Consider the following 20,710-nt stretch of genomic DNA (forward strand, 5'->3'; position numbering starts at 1 on the left):
ATTTCTCCGCGTTTTTCTGCATTCATCTCGCTAACTTCGCTTATTATGGGGATCAGTTTCCTGGATTCAAGGGAACAAGAGAGATTGTCATCATTCATCAGGCACAAGGACCTCCAGAAAATGAATAATCATTTCAGGTGTATTGGGATCGTCGGGCATCCGCGTCACCCTACCGCATTGACGACACATGAAATGTTGTATCGCTGGTTGTGTAGCAAAGGCTATGAAGTGATGGTCGAGCAGCAAATTGCGCAGGAACTGCAGTTGAAGAGCGTCAAAACCGGCACGCTGGCGGAAATTGGCCAACAGGCCGATCTCGCCGTGGTGGTGGGCGGCGATGGCAACATGCTCGGCGCGGCACGCACGCTGGCGCGTTATGACATCAAGGTCATCGGTATCAACCGCGGCAATCTCGGCTTTTTAACCGACCTCGACCCGGACAACGCGCAGCAACAGCTGGCCGACGTGCTGGAAGGTCATTATATCAGCGAAAAACGCTTTTTACTGGAAGCGCAGGTGTGCCAACAGGACTGTCAGAAGCGCATCAGCACCGCGATTAACGAGGTGGTGCTTCATCCAGGCAAAGTGGCACACATGATTGAGTTCGAAGTTTATATCGACGAAATCTTTGCCTTCTCCCAGCGTTCTGACGGGTTGATTATCTCCACTCCGACCGGCTCAACCGCCTACTCGCTTTCTGCGGGCGGCCCGATCCTGACGCCCTCTCTGGATGCTATTACGCTAGTGCCGATGTTCCCGCACACGCTCTCCGCGCGCCCGCTGGTGATTAACGGCGACAGCACGATACGTCTGCGCTTCTCGCACCGCCGTAACGACCTGGAGATCAGCTGCGACAGCCAGATCGCGCTGCCAATCCAGGAAGGTGAAGATGTTCTTATTCGCCGGTGTGATTACCACCTGAACTTGATTCACCCGAAAGATTACAGCTATTTCAACACATTAAGCTCGAAGCTTGGCTGGTCAAAAAAATTGTTCTGATTTTGCATCCAGTACTTTACTGTATAAAAAACCAGTTTATACTGTATGGAAACACAGTTATGGTTTTTCATACAGGAAAACATTTATGCTGGCACAACTGACCATCAGCAACTTTGCCATTGTTCGTGAGCTTGAGATCGATTTCCACAGCGGCATGACGGCGATCACCGGCGAAACCGGTGCGGGTAAATCCATTGCCATTGATGCCCTCGGCTTGTGCCTTGGCGGCCGTGCAGAGGGCGACATGGTGCGCATGGGCGCAAACCGTGCCGATCTTTGCGCACGTTTCTCCCTGAAAGATACCCCTGCTGCCCTGCGCTGGCTGGAACAAAATCAGCTCGAAGATGGACGTGAGTGTTTACTTCGCCGCGTGATCAGCAGCGACGGGCGCTCCCGTGGCTTTATCAACGGCACGGCAGTCCCGCTCTCCCAGCTCCGCGAACTCGGCCAGCTGCTTATCCAGATCCACGGTCAGCACGCGCATCAGCAACTCGTCAAACCAGAACAGCAGAAAGCCCTGCTTGATGGCTATGCGGGTGAGTACGCGCTTACTCAACTTATGGCGGAGCACTACCGCCAGTGGCATCAGAGCTGCCGCGAGCTCGCCCAGCACCAGCAGCAAAGCCAGGAGCGCGCCGCGCGTGCGGAGCTGCTGGCGTACCAGCTTAAAGAGCTGAACGAATTCAACCCGCAGGCGGGTGAGTTTGAACAAATTGACGAAGAGTACAAGCGCCTCGCCAACAGCGGCCACCTGCTCTCAACCAGCCAGAATGCCCTCAACATGCTGGCAGATGGCGAAGACGTTAACCTGCAGAGCCAGCTGTACAATGTCCGTCAACTGGTCACCGAACTGGCCGGCATGGACAGTAAACTTTCTGGCGTACTGGATATGCTGGAAGAGGCCGCGATTCAAATCTCAGAAGCCAGTGACGAACTGCGTCATTATTGTGAACGGCTGGACCTCGACCCGAACCGCCTGTTTGAGCTGGAGCAGCGCCTTTCTCGTCAGATTTCACTGGCGCGCAAGCACCATGTCACGCCGGAAGAACTACCAGGCTATTATCAGTCTCTGCTCGAAGAACAGCAGCAGCTTGACGATCAGGCGGATTCGCAGGAAACCCTCTCTCTGGCCGTGAACCTGCATCATCAGCAGGCGCTGACCACGGCGAAAAAACTGCATGAGATCCGTCAACATTACGCTCAGGAGCTAAGCCAGCACATCACCGACAGCATGCACACGCTGGCGATGCCGCACGGTGTATTCACCATTGATGTCCGTTTTGAAGAGAACCACCTGACGGCAGAAGGGGCGGATCGCATCGAGTTCCGCGTCACCACCAACCCGGGGCAGCCGCTGCAGGCAATCTCCAAAGTGGCATCAGGCGGTGAACTGTCGCGTATTGCACTGGCGATTCAGGTGATTACCGCGCGTAAAATGGAAACCCCGGCGCTGATTTTCGATGAAGTGGATGTCGGCATCAGCGGCCCAACGGCGGCAGTGGTGGGTAAACTGCTGCGCCAGCTAGGTGAATCAACGCAGGTGATGTGTGTCACCCACCTGCCGCAGGTCGCGGGATGTGGTCATCATCACTTTATTGTCAGTAAAGAAACCGACGGCGAAATGACCGAAACGCACATGAAGCCGCTGGATAAACGCGCGCGTCTGCAGGAGCTGGCACGACTGCTCGGCGGCAGTGAAGTCACGCGTAATACGCTCGCGAACGCGAAAGAACTGCTGGCGGCATAAACTTTTTCGGGATCTCAGGGTCATACAGAACAACAAAAACGCCGCCAGACCGGTTTCAAAGTGGGGCAAGGTCTATTATCATCGGCATATTACATATGAGCCGCGTTCTGCTCGGGCCCGAAAAGGAATCAAATCACTATGCGTTGTAAAATGCTGACCGCTGCCGCAGCGGTTCTTCTGATGTTGACCGCAGGCTGTTCCACTCTGGAGAAAGTGGTTTACCGTCCTGACATCAACCAGGGGAACTACCTTACCCCTAACGATGTGTCCAAAATCCGCGTGGGGATGACACAACAGCAGGTCGCTTATGCACTGGGAACCCCGATGATGACCGATCCGTTCGGCACTAACACCTGGTTCTATGTATTCCGTCAGCAGCCAGGCCACGAAAGCGTGACCCAGCAGACCCTGACGTTGACCTTCAGCAGCGCCGGTGTGTTGACCAACATCGACAACAAACCTGCCCTGACAAAATAATCAGAAGCCAGAAATGCAAAAAGGTGCTCAACGAGCACCTTTTTTGTTTTTCTTTATCCCTTCCCCCCTTTGGGAAGAGAGACAGGGTGAGGGGGAAACACGCTACTTAGCAGACTTCTCCGCGCGCTGGCGACGCAGCTCTTTCGGGTCGGCAATCAGAGGACGATAAATCTCCACCCGATCGCCCTCTTTCAACACGTCGCCCAGCTTCACCGGACGGCTGTAAATCCCGACCTTGTTCTTCGCCAGGTCGATATCTCTGCGAAGCTCAAGGATGCCGGACGCGCGGATAGCCGCCTCAACGGTCGCCCCCTCTTCCAGCGTCACGCGCTGTAAGTACTGCTTCTCCGGCAGCGCGTAGACCACCTCTACAGCAATCTTATGCGACACTGTAAACCTCTTTGGCGCGGGTGGTAAACGCCTGAACCATATTTGACGCCAGCTCTTTAAAGATGCGGCCAAACGCCAGCTCAATTAGCTTATTGGTGAACTCAAAGTCCAGATGGAACTCAATGCGGCAGGCGTCAGCGCTCAGTGGCGTAAACTTCCAGCCACCCATCAGGGTTTTAAATGGACCATCCACCAGATGCATCAAAATACTCTGATTGTTAGTCAGCGTATTGCGGGTGGTGAACGTCTTGCTGATCCCCGCTTTGGAGACATCCACCGCCGCAGTCATCTGCGTCGGGCCAGACTCCAGAACGCGGCTCCCGGTACATCCCGGGATAAACTCTGGATAAGACTGAACATCGTTCACTAACTGGTACATTTGTTCCGCGCTGTAAGGAACGAGCGCAGTACGGCTAATCTGAGGCATAGCATTTTCCATGGTCACACAACGGATAAATAATAACATTTATCACCTGTTAAAAAAACGCTAAGCCTCATCTCGTGCTAAGATAGCGCGTTAGACCTCACAGGACGCAATGAGGTGACTTTTTGAAATCAGATTACCGACGGCTTTACGACACTTATGACGAAGAAAAAAGCACATAAACCAGGCTCGGCGACCATTGCGCTCAACAAGCGTGCTCGCCACGAGTATTTCATTGAAGAAGAATTCGAAGCTGGCCTTGCGTTGCAGGGCTGGGAAGTAAAATCGCTGCGCGCCGGGAAAGCTAACATCGGCGACAGCTACGTGATCCTTAAAGATGGCGAAGCCTTCCTGTTCGGCGCGAACTTTACGCCGCTGACCGTCGCCTCGTCGCACTACGTATGTGACCCAACGCGCACCCGTAAGCTGCTGCTGAACAAGCGTGAGCTGGAATCCCTCTACGGACGCATCAACCGTGAAGGTTTCACCGTGGTCGCTCTGTCGTTGTACTGGAAAAATGCCTGGTGCAAAGTGAAAGTTGGTGTCGCGAAAGGTAAAAAACAGCACGACAAACGTACTGACCTGAAAGAACGCGAGTGGCAGTTGGATAAAGCGCGCATCATGAAAAACGCAGGACGTTGATTCTGCACACTTATTGTACTATTCAATAAGTTAGCGTTCCGGGCTGGTATCCAGGAAGTGAAATCTGGTATACTTAGTTCAACACTATTGGGGCTGATTCTGGATTCGACGGGATTTGCGAAACCCAAGGTGCATGCCGAGGGGCGGTTTGCCTCGTTAAAAGCCGCAAAAAAATAGTCGCAAACGACGAAAACTACGCTTTAGCAGCTTAATAACCTGCTCTGAGCCCTCTCTCCCTAGCTTCCGCTCTTAAGACGGGGATCAAAGAGAGGTCAAACCCAAAAGAGATCGCGTGGAAGCCCTGCCTGGGGTTGAAGCGTTAAAACTAATCAGGCTAGTTCGTTAGTGGCGTGTCTGTCCGCAGCTGGCGTGCGAATGTAAAGACAAACTAAGCATGTAGTACCGAGGATGTAGAAATTTCGGACGCGGGTTCAACTCCCGCCAGCTCCACCAAAATTCTCCATCGGTGATTACCAGAGTCATCCGATGAAGTCCTAAGAGCCCGCACGGCGCAAGCCCTGCGGGCTTTTTTGTTTCTGCATTTTATCCCGCGAAGTTCTTAAAATATTCCGGCAACAATGGAACATTACGCCATCAAACATTGTTTCGCTCATGCTCAATGAGCCATTCTTTGCGCGAAATACCGCCGCCGTAACCCGTCATCTTTCCATCTTTGCCAATTATCCTGTGACAAGGGATCACAATCGCAATCCGGTTTGCACCATTAGCTGCAGCGACGGCGCGCACAGCATTGGGCTTATTCATCCCTAGCGAAATGGCCTGATAGTGCGAAGTCTGTCCATAGGGAACTGCACGCAACTCATGCCAGACGGATTGCTGAAAATCGCTGCCCGGGGCATCCACAGAGAGCTCAAACTGTCGGCGAGTTCCGGCAAAATACTCGCTGATTTCTTTTACTGTCTGCCGGGTATGGCTGTTTTCTCCGGTGACAATTCTGGCGTTAAATAAACGCTGGATATCGCGGAATTCCGTTTCTAACATCCGGCGATCGGTAAACTCCAGCAGACAGACTCCCCGCTCAGTCGCGCAGACAAACATAGGCCCAAGCGTAGTGGTAAACCGATGAATGACAATCACCTCGGTTGCCTGAGTCGGCGCTGCGCCAGTAAGCCGCTTGTAGATGTAACCAAACCCGCTCAGGGATTCATAGCCATTGTCCAGCGCAACGTCAGTAGCCGCTCGTCCGCTTTTAAGCTCCTGCAGGGCAACGTTCACCCGCTGCATTCGCTGGAAAGCCTGAAAAGTGATGCCGTGATGTTGCAGGAACCAGCGTCGTACCCGCTCCGGACTGATTCCGTGCTGGCGAAGCTGCGCGTCAGCCACACGGGATTTAATATCGCGCCTGACAAGCGCAAGCGCTTGTTCAACATATAATGGCGCACTGTGCGCATTTTCAGCGGGTCTGCAGACCTTACAGGGACGAAAGCCATCCGCCAGGGCGGATTTGGCATCTTTATAAAATTCAACATTTTCGCGCCTGGGCTTTCGCGCCCGGCATACCGAAATGCAGAATACGCCAGTAGTTTTGACGCCAACAAAAAATACGCCGGTATATTCTGAATCTCGTTCGAGTAATGCCTGATACCAAATATCACACAAATTCTTATCGGTTATTTTCATCGCTAAAAAGTCCTGCAAAGGTCTGACGAGCTCGAATCGCATGCATTACATCACTCAGCGTTGACTGCATGGCTGAATGAACAAAATTGCCCATTGAAATGCGGTTTACCCCGGCCCGTTTCAGCCTGTCGAACGACGGAAGATCGGGCATACACATGACGTTCAGAGGCAGGCCCGTTGCCTCTGCAATGAGGCTGATGTCTTTCTCTGACGTCAGACAGGGAACAAAAAGGCCATCAGCACCTGCAGCTTTATAGCTCTGACCCCGTAATATCGTCTCCTGCAATGCGTCATCATGCCCGAGCAGGTAAGTGTCAGTCCGAATGTTCAGAAACAGGCTACAGTTTTCGCTTCTCAGCGCATTGCATACTGTTCTCAGATTACGGGAAAAATCAGAGATATCGTCAAGTTGACGCTTACCATTAATGACTCTGCTGTCTTCAAGGTTAACGCCTGCTACGCCTGTCTGAGCAAGGCGCCTGAGATTAGCGACTATCTCTTCGGCTGAATCACCATATCCTGCTTCCATGTCAACGCTCAATGGCAGGCTGCTGACAGCCCGGATACGGGTAACCACATAAAATAACGCATCAAACGGCATTCCCTGCCCGTCTTCATATCCCAGCATGGACGCTATTGCTGCACTGGACGTTCCCAGTGCCTGATAGCCTGCTTCTTGCGCTGCGACAGCACTGGCGGCGTCCCAAACGTTAGCGATAAGCAGGGGCTGATCCTGGTTGTGGAGTTCTGCAAAATTCATATTCATTTCCTCTCAATAGATTGAAAATGAATCTAAGCATTCAGTATGAACGTCACAACCGAAATTCAGACGACCATTTTTTAGCAAACGTAGTCTGGATTCGCAGACCAGTCAGATCTGTTGTCAACCAGCTGCGCTAACCTGCATTTTTTCATCCGCAAGTTAGTTCGCAGATGCCGTCGGTCTGATCGTAATTTCTGTTGTATCGACACTCTCAGGCGCCTCGATGATGTGGCGCACAGCGCGGGCGATATCAGCAGGTTTGAGGGCAATAGCACGGTACGCGTCCATCGCCGCCATGGTTTCCGGGTGCGTAATGGTCGAGGCCAGTTCGCTTTCCACTACCCCAGGGTTAACGCAGGTCACGCGGATGTTCGAACTTTCCTGACGTAAACCATCCGAAATCGCCCGTACGGCGAATTTGGTCGCACAGTAGACGGCAGCCGTGGGCACCACGGACAAGGCACCAATCGAGCCGATATTAATGATTTGTCCCGAGCCCTGGGCTTCCATAATCGGCAGAACGGCGCCTATCCCCCACAGCACGCCCTTGATATTCACGTCAATGGTGCGCTCCCACTCATCCTGCTTGCCTGCCGAAAGCGGAGAAAGAGGCATGATGCCTGCGTTGTTAATCAGCACGTCAATGCGGCCCCACTTTTCACGCGCTGCCTGTACGAAGTCAGCCATCGACTGGCGGCGGGTAACGTCTAAGACTGCGGCCTCTGCTTCCCCCCCTGCACTGCGGATTTCAGCAGCCAGGGCGTTGATGCGATCCAGCCTGCGAGCGCCCAGGAAAACGTTCGCGCCTGCCTTGCCTAACTCTCTGGCAATACCTTCTCCGATACCGCTTGATGCACCGGTAATTAAGATAACTTTGTTCATGTTTTGCTCCTTACGTTGAGTTCAACGTGATAATAGATACTCACCATTGTTTCTTGTATCCTGCATTTACTGGACTCACTGATTAGCAATGTTAAACAATGAAAATCGATCTCAATCTGTTACCTGTTTTTCTGGCGGTCGCCGAGGAGCGCAGCTTTAGCGCTGCCGCCGCGCGGCTGGGCATAACCCGCTCCGCTGTCAGTCAGGGGATTAGGCGTCTTGAAGATGGTTTTCAAACCCTGTTGGTGATGCGCACCACGCGCTCGGTAAGCCTCACTGAAGCAGGGGAACGGCTGCGTAAATCGTTGCAGGCTCCCATCGCCAATATTGAAGCGGCATTTGAAGACGTCGCGTCGGACAGCACACCGCGCGGTCAGCTCAGAATCGCGGTCACCTCAATCGCGGAAGCGTTTCTCTCTGGCCCGCTGCTCGCTTCGTTTGCGGCTGCACATCCTGCGGTATCGCTTGATATCTTCGTGTCGGACGAGGAGTTCGATATCGTGGCGGCGGGCTATGACGCCGGGGTAAGGCTGGGTGAAGTTATTGAAAAAGACATGATCGCCGTTCCCCTTACGGGTCAGCAGCGTGAGAGGGTGGTGGCTTCACCGTCCTATCTGGCGACTCACGGCGTACCTGAGCACCCCCGCGAGCTGGTGGCTCACCGGTGTATCGGCTGGCGCCCAGCCCCGGACGTTGCCCCCTATCGCTGGGAATTTGAGGAGGCGGGCGTTCCTTTCGATGTGGCGATTGAACCGCAGATCACCACAAACGATCTGCGCCTTATGCTCAGCCTGGCACTGGCCGGCGGCGGCATAACCTTAGCCACGGAGGATACATTCACTCCGTATATTGAAACGGGGCAGCTTGTTGCCCTGCTGGATGCGTTTCTTCCGTCTTTTCCAGGCTTTTATCTCTATTTCCCCCAGCGTCACAATATGGCGCCCAAGCTAAGAGCCCTGATCGAGCACGTCCGCCAGTGGCGAGAGCCAGCGGCAACGTAAAGCGTTCAACGCTAACAAGGCCAGTAACTTTCATGCAGATTTTCCTTACCCTGCCGCTGCCCTTTGATAAACATCAACGACACCGCCCTCCCCCCATGGAAAAGTAAAAACGGACACAATTCACTCAGGGGATATGTCGTGCCGGGGATGGCTTAACGATGTATCTCGTACGCTGGACAAGACATCACACAAGGATGGAGCCTTAAAATGTACAGACCCATGGTCGTTATTTTCTTTATTCTGCTGACCCTTGCAGCCCTCATAGAAATAGGTTTTTTATCCTTCGGGTGATCCTCAAGCAAGGGGGCGCTTACCTGGGTACTTTGATCTCATTACAGTTTTTTCCTAAAGCCACCCCGCTTCGTCTGTGCCATGCTGAATCACGCTCATAACCGATAACGTTAAATGAGGATATTATGAAAAAAACAATTATCGCATTATCTGCCGTTCTGCTGGCTTCCCCAGTATTTGCTGCGACCACACATGCAACTGACGATACCGTCGCTGCGGCGAACGCAAACGCCAACGAAGCGAAGCAAAAACTGCACGAAGAGCAGAACAAAGGCGAAGAGCTGAAGCTGAAACAGCAGCATGCTGCGGAAGGTAAAAGCGAAAGCTTTGGCAGCAAAGTCAGCGAAGATTCCCAGAAAGCCTGGCATAAAACCAAAGAAGGCACCGAGAAGGGGTGGGATGCCACTAAAGAAGGCGCAGAGAAAGGCTGGAACAAAACTAAAGAAGGTGCCAGCGAGCTGGAAAAGAAAGTCACTGAATAACCGACACAGTCACCTCAGGGCCGCGTTAGCGGCCTTTTTTATTGCTTCGAATAAAAGCGATACGTCGTGTATATCTGCCCCTTTTTGTTCGCCGCCTTATGACGACAGATAGGATTGATGCAAATGTCCGGATGCACATCCCTGCGGTCATTTTTTTCGCCCTCAGTATCAGGTAAATGAATGACCGTATTGAAAATACAGCAGGTTATTATATTTCCTGCTCGCAGTAGCATAATTCCAATACCACATAAGAATATATTTTAAATCCCTATTAATATAATATATCCTACATCAAAAATGTTATCCTAACTTAAACCATGATTAAGCAGCTTTAAATAATAACATTTTTAATTGCATTCAAAAACGTCACTACCAATTATTAAACTACATCTAAAACATAAATAAAAAAGCATGCTGCAATCAGAAAAAATCCAAAAAAACAACCAATTAATAAAACAAATACATAAACCCCATTAATAAATTAATGACATCTTTACGACCTACCTCTTTATTTACGAAAGCTTAATTTGCACATTCACCGTTTTCTGGCTATATCATTTTTATATCCTCAAAACCAAATCCTCTATTAATTACAGGGTTTTATAAGGCACAAAATACGCATAGCAAACATTCTGACTCGTAAGTAATTACATTCGCTCTGATGTTGCCACTCTGAATCCTGGCGGGCATCGTTCGCTCTAAAAAAGACGGTGAGTGCTGTTTAAAAAACAGTAACTCCGCCGGGGGCGCCCTTTACCTTCTCCAGAGATGGCTCGTCTTGCTCGTCGTTCACGATAACTCTGCTGGAGTAATACCTAAATGAGCCAAATCTCTGTTATATCAAAACTCACTGGCGTGGAAACGACTACGGAAGGCACACAGGTTACGCTGAGCCATTCCTCTATCGTTGAGCTTCATGTAGAGCGAGCCGATGTCTCCCACTTCGCGCGAAGTGGTAACGATCTGGTGGTGACACTGCACTCAGGGGAAGTGATCACCCTTAAAAATTTCTATGTCACCGACGCGCAGGGCGTGAGCCAGCTGGTGCTCCAGGAGAGTGACGGTGCGTTATGGTGGATTGAAGATCCAACCGGAGCCGCCACGTACGAATCCATCGCGTCCACGGACGCCTTGCTGGCCGCATCCGGGAGTGATGCAGGTGGTGCCGCCATCTGGCCGTGGGCGCTGGGCGGCATTGTCGCGGCTGGCGCCATCGCGGCGGTGGCAAGCTCCAGCGGCGGCGGCGGCGGCGGGGATGACGATGATGGGAATAACAACAATCCTAACCCTAACCCCAGTACGCCAGTCGATCCCACCAACCCGGATACAACACCGCCGAATGCACCCTCCGGCCTTCAGTTCTCGTCGGACGGTAAAAGCGTCACCGGTACCGCCGAGCCCGGCAGTACCATCACGCTGAAAGACGCGAACGGCAACGTCCTTGGCACCGGAAAAACCGGCAGTGACGGAAACTTTACCGTGTCTCTCGGTACTCCGCTGACCAACGGCGAACAGGTGACCGCCACCGCGACGGATGCGGCCGGGAATACCAGCCAGGGCACAACGATTACGGCGCCGGATCTCACCGCACCCGATGCCCCAACGATCGGCAGCGTGACGGACGATATTGATCCTCAAACGGGGTCGGTCACTAACGGCGGCAGCACCAACGATCCACGCCCGCAGCTCAGCGGCACCGCGGAGGCGGGCTCCACCGTAACCATCTATGATGGCGGAGTCGCCATTGGCACGGCGCTCGTCGCCAGCAACGGCACCTGGACATTTACCCCGTCAACCGATTTGACTGAAAGCACCCACCAGATTACCGTGCGGGCAACCGATGCCGCCGGCAACCTCGGACCGGCCTCACCGGTATTTACCCTCACCGTGGATCTTACCCCGCCGACCGCGCCAACCGCGATTGTGCTGACCGACGACACGGGTGCGATCAGAGGGACCATAACCGCAGGCACGCCTACCGATGCGTCAAAGCCGATCCTGGCGGGAACGGGCGAGCCCGGTGGCACAATCACTATCTACGATAACGGCGTCGCGGTTGGAACCACAACGGTGCTGCCGAACGGCACCTGGAGCGTCACGCCAGACGGCCCGCTCCCGGACGGAACGCACACGATAACCGTCGTTGAAACCGATGCAGCCGGAAACCAGAGTGCGGCCTCAGAGCCAATCATCTTCACCGTGGACACCACGCCGCCGCTGGCCCCCGGCGACCTCGTCGTATCGAATGATGGCGGCACCATCACCGGCACCGCGGAGCCTGGCAGCACGGTAACCATCCGTGAAGGCGACGCTATCCTTGGCACCCCTGTGGCCGACAGCGAGGGCAACTTTAGCCTGACGCTGACCCCGCCTAAGCTCAACGGCGAAATCCTGACCGCAGACGCCACCGACGCTGCGGGCAACACGGGGCCAGCAACCTCCGCAGCAGCGCCGGATATCACCCCACCGCAGGCCCCGGTTATCGTGTCGGTGATTGACGACGTGCTGAACACAACCGGTCCCGTGGACCAGAATGGGCTGACCAACGACCGGGCACCGACCCTGAACGGCACGGGCGAACCCGGTTCGACCATCACGATTTTCAACGGCAGCGATATCATCGGCACGGTGGTCGTCCCCTCATCCGGCCTGTGGAACTTTACGCCGCCCTCACCGCTGGCCGATGGCACATACGTGCTGACGGCAACGGCGACGGATGCCGCCGGTAACCCGAGCGGACAATCGAACGCGTGGACCATTATCGTCGACGGGACGGCACCGGCCGCCCCGGTGATTACGCAGGTCGTTGACGATGTGCCTGAACGTACTGGCTCGCTCGACCTCAATGAGACCACCAATGATTCAACCCCGACGCTCAGCGGTACCGCCGAGGCCAACGCCACGGTCACCATCCGCGTGGATGGGGTTGATATTGGAACCACCGTCGCCGATGGCCTCGGCGCGTGGAGCATTACTCCGGACACCCCGATCGCTGAGGGTCAACATACCCTGACCGCCGTCGCAACTGACGCGGCGGGCAACATTAGCGGCGTTTCCAACAGCTGGGGCATCATCATTGACAGCGTTGCCCCGGATGCGCCGGTCATTACCCAGGTGGTGGATGACGTGCCAGAGCGCCTCGGCGCGCTCAACTCTGGCGACAGCACCAATGACACCACGCCGACGCTCAACGGCACCGCGGAGCCGGGCTCAACCGTCACCATCCGCCAGGACGGCGTCGATCTCACTACCATTGTTATCGACAGCAGCGGCACGTGGACCTATACCCCAACCACACCGCTTGTTAACGGCACCTATACCTTTACCGCCGTCACCACCGATGGAGCGGGTAATACCAGCCAGCCGTCAGGCGGCTTCACCCTGACCGTCGATACCACACCGCCAGCGGCGGCCACCATCGCCACCGTAACCGATGACGTCGGCGGCGTTAACGGGCCGCTTACCAGCGGCGACACCACCGACGACACCACGCCGACCCTGAGCGGCACCGCGCCGGCAGATGCGGTGATTACCGTCTATGACGGTACCACCCTGCTCGGCACCGCGACCCTCGACGGCAGCGGCGGCTGGAGCTTTACCCCCGTTATCCCGCTCACCGACGGCCCGCATACGCTGACGGTGCATGCCACGGATGCCGCGGGCAATACCACCATCTCAACGCCGTTTGAACTGACGGTAGATACCGTTCCGCCAGCCACGCCGGAGATCCCAGCAATCACCGTCAATCCTGACGGCACAGAAATGCCGCTGAACCCGGGAGAAACCACCCGCGACACCACGCCGACCCTGAGCGGCACCGGCAATCCGGGCGATACCGTGACCATCTACAACGGTGGGGTCAAGCTTGATGATGTGCTCGTGGACGGCACCGGCAACTGGACCTGGACGCCAGCAACCCCGCTGCCTAACGGCACCTATGACATTACCCTGACCGTCACCAATGTGGACGGCACGGGCAACGAAAGCGCCCCGTCGCAGCCGGTCACCATCACCATTGATACCGATGCGCCAACAGCACCAGCAGCACCGGTGATTACCGACAGCGTCAGCCAGATAACCGGCCCCGTTCCCGATGGCGGAACCACCAACGATCCGCGCCCGGTCCTGAGCGGCACCGGTACGGCGAATGACGTTATCAACATCACTGATACCGTTAACGGCACACCGACCATCGTGGGCACCGTGACGGTTGACAGTAACGGCAACTGGAGCTGGCGTCCTGACAGTAATATTGGGGAAGGCAGCCACGTCTATACCGCCACCGCCACCGATGAGGCGGGCAACGTCTCTGACCCGTCGCCAGCGATTACGATTACCGTGGATACCGTAGCACCGGATGTTCCGGTATTTGACGCCGTTGGGGGCCAGCCGAATGGGGGCTTAATCACCGATGCGACGCCAACCGTCGGAGGTACCGGCACGACTGGCGACACGGTCATCGTTTACAACAACGGCGTTGAGGTAGGACGTGTCGATGTCGTTAACGGAGAATGGAGCTTTGTCCTGCCACCACAGCAGGACGGCCTGCTGAACATCACCGTTGCGGGAGTCGATGCCGCGGGTAACGTCAGCGCGCCGAGCCAGGTCGTTTCCGTCACGCTTGATACCCTTGCGCCGGAAATCCCCGTCATTAGCGCCGTTGCTGACAGCCAGCTCTCCAACAACCAGCTGTATACGCAGGACGGCACGCCAACCCTTACCGGGACCGGTGAGCCGGGAACTACCGTGATCGTTTCCGTAGACGGCACGCCATCTGCCGTGACGGTAACGGTGCAGCCGGATGGCACCTGGAGCTGGACTGCCGACGCGACGCTGCCGGATGCTACATATGCCTTCACCGTCTCTTCCAGCGACCCGGCGGGCAATATTTCAGGGAATTCCGCGCCGGTGAGCGTGACGGTCGATACCGTCGCCCCGGCCGATCCGGGCAACATGCTCCTGGCTGATGAAGGGACACCGCTGACCGGTACCGGCGAAGAGGGAAGCACCATTACCGTGAAAGACAGCGGTGGCACGGTCATTGGTACCGGCGTTGTCGGCAGCGACGGCAGCTTCTCCATTGCGCTGAGCCCGGCGCAGCTGGATCCAACCACGCTGACCGTGACCGCCACGGACGCAGCAGGAAATGCCAGCGCTGACGTGCCTTTTATCGTCACCGACTCGCCGCTTGAGCTGCCGCAGGTTCCCATTATTACGGCCATCGTCGATGACGTGGACCCGGTCACCGGCGATGTGAAAGGCAAAACCACCAACGACACCACGCCAACGCTTACCGGTACGGCCGAAGCGGGCAGCGTGATAACTATCTATCAGGACGGTAGCACGACGCCATTAACAACGGTGACCGCCGACGGCAGCGGCAACTGGAGCTATACGCCGGCCGCGCTTGGCGAGGGGCTGCACACCTTTGAGGTGACTGCGACCCTCAACGGTGCCACCAGCGGCCGCTCTCCGGCGGCCAGCGTAACCGTCGATCTGACCGCGCCGGGCACGCCAACCATTGGCTCGGTCATTGACGACGTGGGTCCTGTCACCGGTCCGCTGACCAGCGGCCAGACCACCAACGACAGCCAGCCGACCCTCACCGGCACCGGCGTGGTGGGTGATACCATCTCCATCTACAACAACGGCGTGCTGCTGGACAGCGTGGTGGTTGGTAATACCGGCACCTGGAGCTACACCACGCCCGACCTGCCAGAAGGCAGTAACGTTCTGACCATCCGCGAGACCGATACGGCGGGAAATCAGAGCGGTCCTTCGGCGGACTTCACCATCGTGGTGGATTCCATTTCCACCACGCCGGTCATCACCAGCGTAACGGATAATGTGGGCAATACCGCCACCCCGGTAGCCAGCGGCAGCGAAACGAACGACGCCACGCCAACCCTTTCGGGGACAGCGGACGCAAACAGCATCGTGACCATTTTCGATGGCGCTACCCAGATTGCCGTGGTTACGGCTGATGGCACCGGCGCGTGGAGCTTTACGCCAGAGACCGCGCTTGTCGAAGGGCCACACGCGTTCACGGTTCAGGCAACCGATCCGCAGGGTAACCTGAGCCTGGTCTCCGACCCGTGGAGCGTGGTGGTTGACCTCACGGCGCCGACGGTTCCAACGCTTGATACGGTAAGTGATAACGTCCCTGGCGGCGTCACGGGCAACCTCACCAGCGGGCAGGCGACCAACGACAACACCCCAACGATTAGCGGCACCGGACAGGCAGGCAGCACCATCTACATCATGAATAACGGTACGCAGTTGGGTACGACGACCGTCGACGTAAACGGTAACTGGTCCTTCACTCCGACCACGCCGCTGGACGACGGCAGCTACTCTCTGCGCGCGTACGCAACGGATGCCGCGGGCAACGCCTCGGCGAACTCGTCGGTCTTCGCCTTCACCGTCGATACCGCAGGCCCTGGCGTGCCGGTGGTGACCAGCGTGATTGACGATGTCGCACCGACCACGGGGACGCTCACGTCGGGTAACAGCACTAACGACGCGCGTCCGACCTTCAACGGTACGGGCGACGTGGGTTCTACGGTGCACGTGATTGTTGATGGCAACGAAATTGGCACCGCTGTGGTCAATGCCCAGGGCAGCTGGACCTTCACACCGGGTACCGATCTGCTCGACGGACCGCATGCCATAACTTTCAACGCCACCGACGCGGCGGGCAACGTGGGTACTGCAACGGCACCGTTTAACCTGACGGTGGATACGGGCGTGCCGTCTGCGCCGGTCATTTCAGCCGCGGCAGATAACGTGGGCAGTATTCAAACCCCGCTCACTTCCGGGCAAAGCACCGACGACACCACGCCAACGCTGAGCGGCACCGCGACGGCCAACGCCACGGTCACCATCTATGAAAACGGGCAGCCTGTCGGCACCGCGCTGGCAGACGGTACCGGTGCATGGAGCTTTACGCCATCCACGCCACTGGCGGCTGGCAGCCACACCTGGACCGCCACGGTCACCGATGCCGCAGGGAACATCAGCCCCGCCTCGCCAGGCTTTACGCTGGTTGTCGATAGCACGGCACCCACCGCGCCGGTTATCAGCCAGGCGATTGACGATGTGGGGAGCATTACCGGGCCAATCACGTCCGGGCAGACAACCGACGACACCGTACCGCGGCTGGTCGGAACCAGCGAACCGTTTGCCACCGTGAATATCTATGAGGGAACCACGCTGGTCGGGACGGGCACCGCAGACGGCAGCGGCAGCTGGAGCATCTTACTCAATACCACGCTGACAGAGGGAGCGCACAGCTTCACCGCGCAGGCTACGGATGCCGCAGGCAACACCAGCGCGTCGTCCGCAAGCTTCAGTCTGACGATTGACACCACGCCGCCAGCGCTGCCGGTGCTCACCAGCATTCTGGATGACGTCGGCAATGCGGCAACGCCAGTCGCGAACGGAGGAATAACCAACGACGCGCAGCCAACCCTCAGCGGTACGGCGGAAGCGGGTTCTACGGTGAAAATCTTCGATAACGGCGTGCAGATCGGCAGCGTGATCGCCACCGGCGGGGCGTGGAGCTATACGCCTTCTCCGGCGCTGGGCAACGGCCCGCACACGTTGACCTTTACCGCCACCGATGCGACGGGCAATGCCAGCGCGCCAACCGCCGGGTACACGATTAACGTCGATACCCTTGCTCCGGCAGCGCCGGTCATCAGCTCGGTAATTGATGATGTCGGCAGCGTCATCGGACCGGTAACCGGCACCAACCCGACCAACGACACGCGTCCGGCGCTGAGCGGGATCGCCGAAGCGAATGCAACGGTACGGATCTACGATGGCATCACGCTGGTGGGCACCGTCACCGCCGACGGCAATGGCAACTGGACGCTGCCGGAAACCACCACGCTGACGCAGGGCACCCACAACTTCACCGCCACGGCCACCGATGCCGCAGGCAACACCAGCCCGGCATCGGCCGTGACGACGATTATCGTCGATCTGACCGCGCCAACGGCCCCAACCGGAACCTTCAACGCCGACGGTAGCGTATTAACCGGGAATGCTGAAGCAGGCAGTACCGTCACCATCCGACTCACGGACGGCTCGACGGTCACGACCACAGCGGGCAGCAACGGCACGTACAGCTACACCTTCGTTAACAAACAGACTGAAGGCCAGACGCTGCAAATCACCGCCACCGACGCGGCGGGCAATATCTCGCAGCCCGGCTCGGCGCTCGCGCCGGTGGTGCCACTCTCCGCCAGCAATAATGTCGAAGAGCTGGATCTCAGCACCACGGCCACCGTCACCAACAGCCAGTACAGCGACTACGGCTTCCTGCTGGTCGGCGCCGTGGGCAACGTCCTGACGCTGCTCGGTAATGACACCGCTCAGGTCAACTTCACCGTGGGCAGCGGCGGCAGCGCGGATATCGTCGTGAACGCCAACGCCACGGGGGCCGTGCTCTCTCTGCTCAACACCCTTGAGCTGGTGGTTCAGCGCTTTGACACCGTTAACAACACCTGGACTACCGTAGTCGATACCGGACAGCCGCAGTTTGCTGACCTGCTGACCCTCGGCGCAACCGGCGTATCGCTGAACCTGACCGGGCTGGCAGACGGCAACTACCGCGTGCTGAGCTATAACACCAACCTGCTGGCAACCGGCTCCTACACCAGCCTCGACGTGGCGGTGAAAGAGACCGGGCCGGGCACCGTTACGGGCGACACCAGCCTCGGCGGTAACGTGATCACCGACGTTGACCCAACCGCAGGCAGCGACAACGCTCCGGCAGGGGCAACGGTCACGGCCGTCACTAACGCCCAGGGTGTCACCACCAGCGTCACTGCCGACGGCACGGTGATCCAGGGCCAGTACGGTACGCTGACCATTAACCGCGACGGCAGTTACACCTACGATCTGACCAACACCAGCGCATCGGTGATTGGCCGGACGGAGAGCTTCAGCTACACCATCACGCATAACGGCGTCAGCGCGTCGGCGAATCTGGTGCTGTCGCTGGGCACCGGTACCGCCACCAGCGGTATTGTCGCGGTTGACGATACGAACTCGCTGACCTTCGATACCACCGTCAACGCGATTGACAACGGTACGTCGTCCCAGGGCGGCTTTACCCTGGTGGGAATCAATCTCGGCAACACGCTGGGGCTGAACCTGCTGGACGATATGACCAATCCCATCATCTATAACGTGGAGGAAGGCACTACCCGCACCATGACCATCCAGGCCTCCGTGGGCGGCGTGGCGCTGGCGTCGGTGTTTGATCTGTACGTCTATAAGTTCAACAACGCGACCCAGACCTTCGAGCAGATGCGCGTTGAACCAGGCTGGCTGCGCGCGCCGCTGTTGGGCGGCACCTCGCCTCAGCTGACGCTGCAGCTGCCGGCCGGTGAGTACCTGTTCCTGCTGAATACGGCTGCGGGGATCACCGCCCTGACGGCCTACACGCTGGACGTGCTGCAGGATCATGTCTACAGCGTGGCGAGCGTCAGCGCGAGCACTACCGGGGACGTTCTGTCGGATGATATTGCGCCAGTCGGCACGCTGGTGACGGAAGTTAACGGCGTAGCGGTGAACAGCAGCGGTCTGACGAACATTACCGGCGAGTACGGTACGCTGAGCATCAACGCGGCCGGGGAGTACACCTACACCCTGAATAGCGGCGTCGGCGTTGACCACATCAGCACCCCGGATACCTTCGTCTACACCATTACCGCACCGGACGGCACAAAAGACACGGCTTCGCTCAACATCACCCCAACCGCGCAGCCGATGAATGCGGTGAATGATGTCAGCACCGCGATGGACGTGACGTCGGTACACCACACCGCCGCGTACTCGGATACAACCGTCGGGTCGGCGAGCTGGAACGCCGCGCTGCTCGCTTCAACCCAGGGCTCCGGCTCCGGCACCTTCGTGGTGGATGCCAATACCGCGCTGCACAACGTGGTGCTGTCGTTTAACGTCGCCTCGTTGCTGACGCTTACAGGATTGACGGTTGACTGGACGCTGACCAACGGCGCCACCACCGTCAGAACCGGCTCGTTCAACGGCGGGCTGCTGCTGGGCGGCACGGCAACGGTCAACCTGACGGGTCTCGACCTGGAGGCGGGGACCTACACCCTGAGCTATACCGGCAGAATGGGGCCGCTGGGAGTAGGAAATATCACCATCACCCCAAGCGTCACCGGCACAAGCTACTCGCTGTCGCAGTTCGACGCCACGGGCACCCACACCGTTGACGGCAACATTTTCGACGGCACCGGTTCCGCAGGGACGATGGACCAGCTGCACTCGGTGGATACCCGCGTGAGCATTACCGGCTACGACGGCGTTACCACTACGCTGGATCCCTACACCGGCAGCACGCAGTCGAGCATCACGGGTCACTACGGCACGCTGGCGATTGCCGCAGACGGCAGTTACACCTATACGCTCAACCCGGGGATATCGCTCTCTACCATTACCACGAAGGAGGTCTTTAACTACACCCTGACCGATGCCAACGGCACCACGGACACCGCGTCGCTGACCATCAACATGGCGCCGAAATTTATCAGTTCGGAGCATAACGATGTGATTAGCGGTACGGCCTACGGCGACACGCTGATTTATCAGGTGCTGAACAGCACAGCGGGCAACGCGACGGGGGGCAACATCACCAGCGCCGGCGGCGACCACTGGACGAACTTCTCCCTGGCGCAGGGAGACAAGATCGACATTGGCGATCTGCTTGTGGGCTGGGACGGTAATACCGCCTCGCTGGGGAATTATATCAATGTCACGCAAAGCGGTAGCAACACTGTGATCTCCATCGACCGTGACGGCGCAGGGAGCACCTACACTAATACTGCACTCGTTACGCTTGATAACGTGCAGACCACGTACGACGAGCTTGTGAACCAGCAACACATCATTACCTGATAACACCTGCAGGACATGACCCGGGCGCATAGCGCCCGG

Annotated in this window: 12 protein-coding genes and 1 other RNA gene; 8 read left to right on the top strand and 5 right to left on the bottom strand. The window is 57.1% G+C overall.

The genetic code is table 11. From position 1 onward, the window contains the following. The first annotated feature begins 120 nt into the window (after window positions 1-120). The 3 genes from nadK to bamE all read left to right on the top strand — a co-directional run bounded on the left by nadK (window position 121) and on the right by bamE (window position 3,223). Window positions 121-999 carry an NAD(+) kinase gene (gene nadK / locus IM271_RS02630; RefSeq protein ID WP_008502500.1) on the top strand — a complete coding sequence of 293 codons (879 nt, stop codon included), beginning with the start codon at window positions 121-123 and terminating at the stop codon, window positions 997-999. Between the two features lie 85 nt (window positions 1,000-1,084). Then, window positions 1,085-2,746, top strand: coding sequence for a DNA repair protein RecN (gene recN, locus IM271_RS02635; RefSeq protein ID WP_048957964.1), 1,662 nt, complete (start codon window positions 1,085-1,087; stop codon window positions 2,744-2,746). A gap of 138 nt (window positions 2,747-2,884) precedes the next feature. Continuing rightward, entirely contained in the window at window positions 2,885-3,223 is a 339-nt protein-coding gene (bamE, locus tag IM271_RS02640) for an outer membrane protein assembly factor BamE (RefSeq protein WP_028014132.1), read from the top strand. Window positions 3,224-3,325: 102 nt separating this feature from the next. Here bamE and IM271_RS02645 read toward each other — a convergent pair whose 3' ends face one another. Continuing rightward, complete coding sequence (locus tag IM271_RS02645; RefSeq protein ID WP_028028154.1) at window positions 3,326-3,613, bottom strand: RnfH family protein; 288 nt, start codon at window positions 3,611-3,613, stop codon at window positions 3,326-3,328. Beyond that, window positions 3,603-4,040, bottom strand: coding sequence for a type II toxin-antitoxin system RatA family toxin (locus IM271_RS02650; protein WP_008502504.1), 438 nt, complete (start codon window positions 4,038-4,040; stop codon window positions 3,603-3,605). Before IM271_RS02650 ends, IM271_RS02645 begins: the two co-directional genes overlap by 11 nt. A gap of 156 nt (window positions 4,041-4,196) precedes the next feature. Here IM271_RS02650 and smpB point away from each other — a divergent pair, with 156 nt between their 5' ends. Further along, window positions 4,197-4,679, top strand: a complete 483-nt coding sequence (gene smpB / locus IM271_RS02655) for an SsrA-binding protein SmpB (protein WP_008502505.1) — start codon at window positions 4,197-4,199, stop codon at window positions 4,677-4,679. 89 nt (window positions 4,680-4,768) lie between these two features. Then, window positions 4,769-5,132: a transfer-messenger RNA gene (gene ssrA / locus IM271_RS02660) on the top strand. A gap of 141 nt (window positions 5,133-5,273) precedes the next feature. Here the strand turns inward: ssrA and IM271_RS02665 are convergent. From IM271_RS02665 to IM271_RS02675, 3 genes are all read right to left on the bottom strand, one after another. Then, the gene (locus IM271_RS02665; RefSeq protein ID WP_193052127.1) at window positions 5,274-6,320 is read right to left on the bottom strand and encodes a bifunctional transcriptional activator/DNA repair enzyme AdaA; all 1,047 of its coding nucleotides are present in this window, start codon (window positions 6,318-6,320) and stop codon (window positions 5,274-5,276) included. Next, on the bottom strand, window positions 6,304-7,080 hold the full coding sequence (locus IM271_RS02670) for an isocitrate lyase/phosphoenolpyruvate mutase family protein (protein ID WP_193052128.1): 777 nt from the start codon (window positions 7,078-7,080) through the stop codon (window positions 6,304-6,306). Before IM271_RS02670 ends, IM271_RS02665 begins: the two co-directional genes overlap by 17 nt. A gap of 162 nt (window positions 7,081-7,242) precedes the next feature. Further along, window positions 7,243-7,965, bottom strand: coding sequence for an SDR family oxidoreductase (locus IM271_RS02675; protein ID WP_028014143.1), 723 nt, complete (start codon window positions 7,963-7,965; stop codon window positions 7,243-7,245). A gap of 98 nt (window positions 7,966-8,063) precedes the next feature. On the opposite strand from IM271_RS02675, the gene IM271_RS02680 reads away from it, so the two are divergent. The 3 genes from IM271_RS02680 to IM271_RS02690 all read left to right on the top strand — a co-directional run bounded on the left by IM271_RS02680 (window position 8,064) and on the right by IM271_RS02690 (window position 20,671). Continuing rightward, on the top strand, window positions 8,064-8,966 hold the full coding sequence (locus tag IM271_RS02680; protein WP_028014144.1) for a LysR family transcriptional regulator: 903 nt from the start codon (window positions 8,064-8,066) through the stop codon (window positions 8,964-8,966). A gap of 416 nt (window positions 8,967-9,382) precedes the next feature. Continuing rightward, window positions 9,383-9,739, top strand: coding sequence for a hypothetical protein (locus IM271_RS02685; protein WP_028014145.1), 357 nt, complete (start codon window positions 9,383-9,385; stop codon window positions 9,737-9,739). Window positions 9,740-10,558: 819 nt separating this feature from the next. Next, complete coding sequence (locus IM271_RS02690; protein WP_193052129.1) at window positions 10,559-20,671, top strand: BapA/Bap/LapF family large adhesin; 10,113 nt, start codon at window positions 10,559-10,561, stop codon at window positions 20,669-20,671. Window positions 20,672-20,710: the final 39 nt, after the last annotated feature.

It is taken from the genome of Enterobacter cloacae complex sp. I3, from assembly GCF_014896175.1.
Lineage (GTDB): Bacteria > Pseudomonadota > Gammaproteobacteria > Enterobacterales > Enterobacteriaceae > Enterobacter > Enterobacter bugandensis.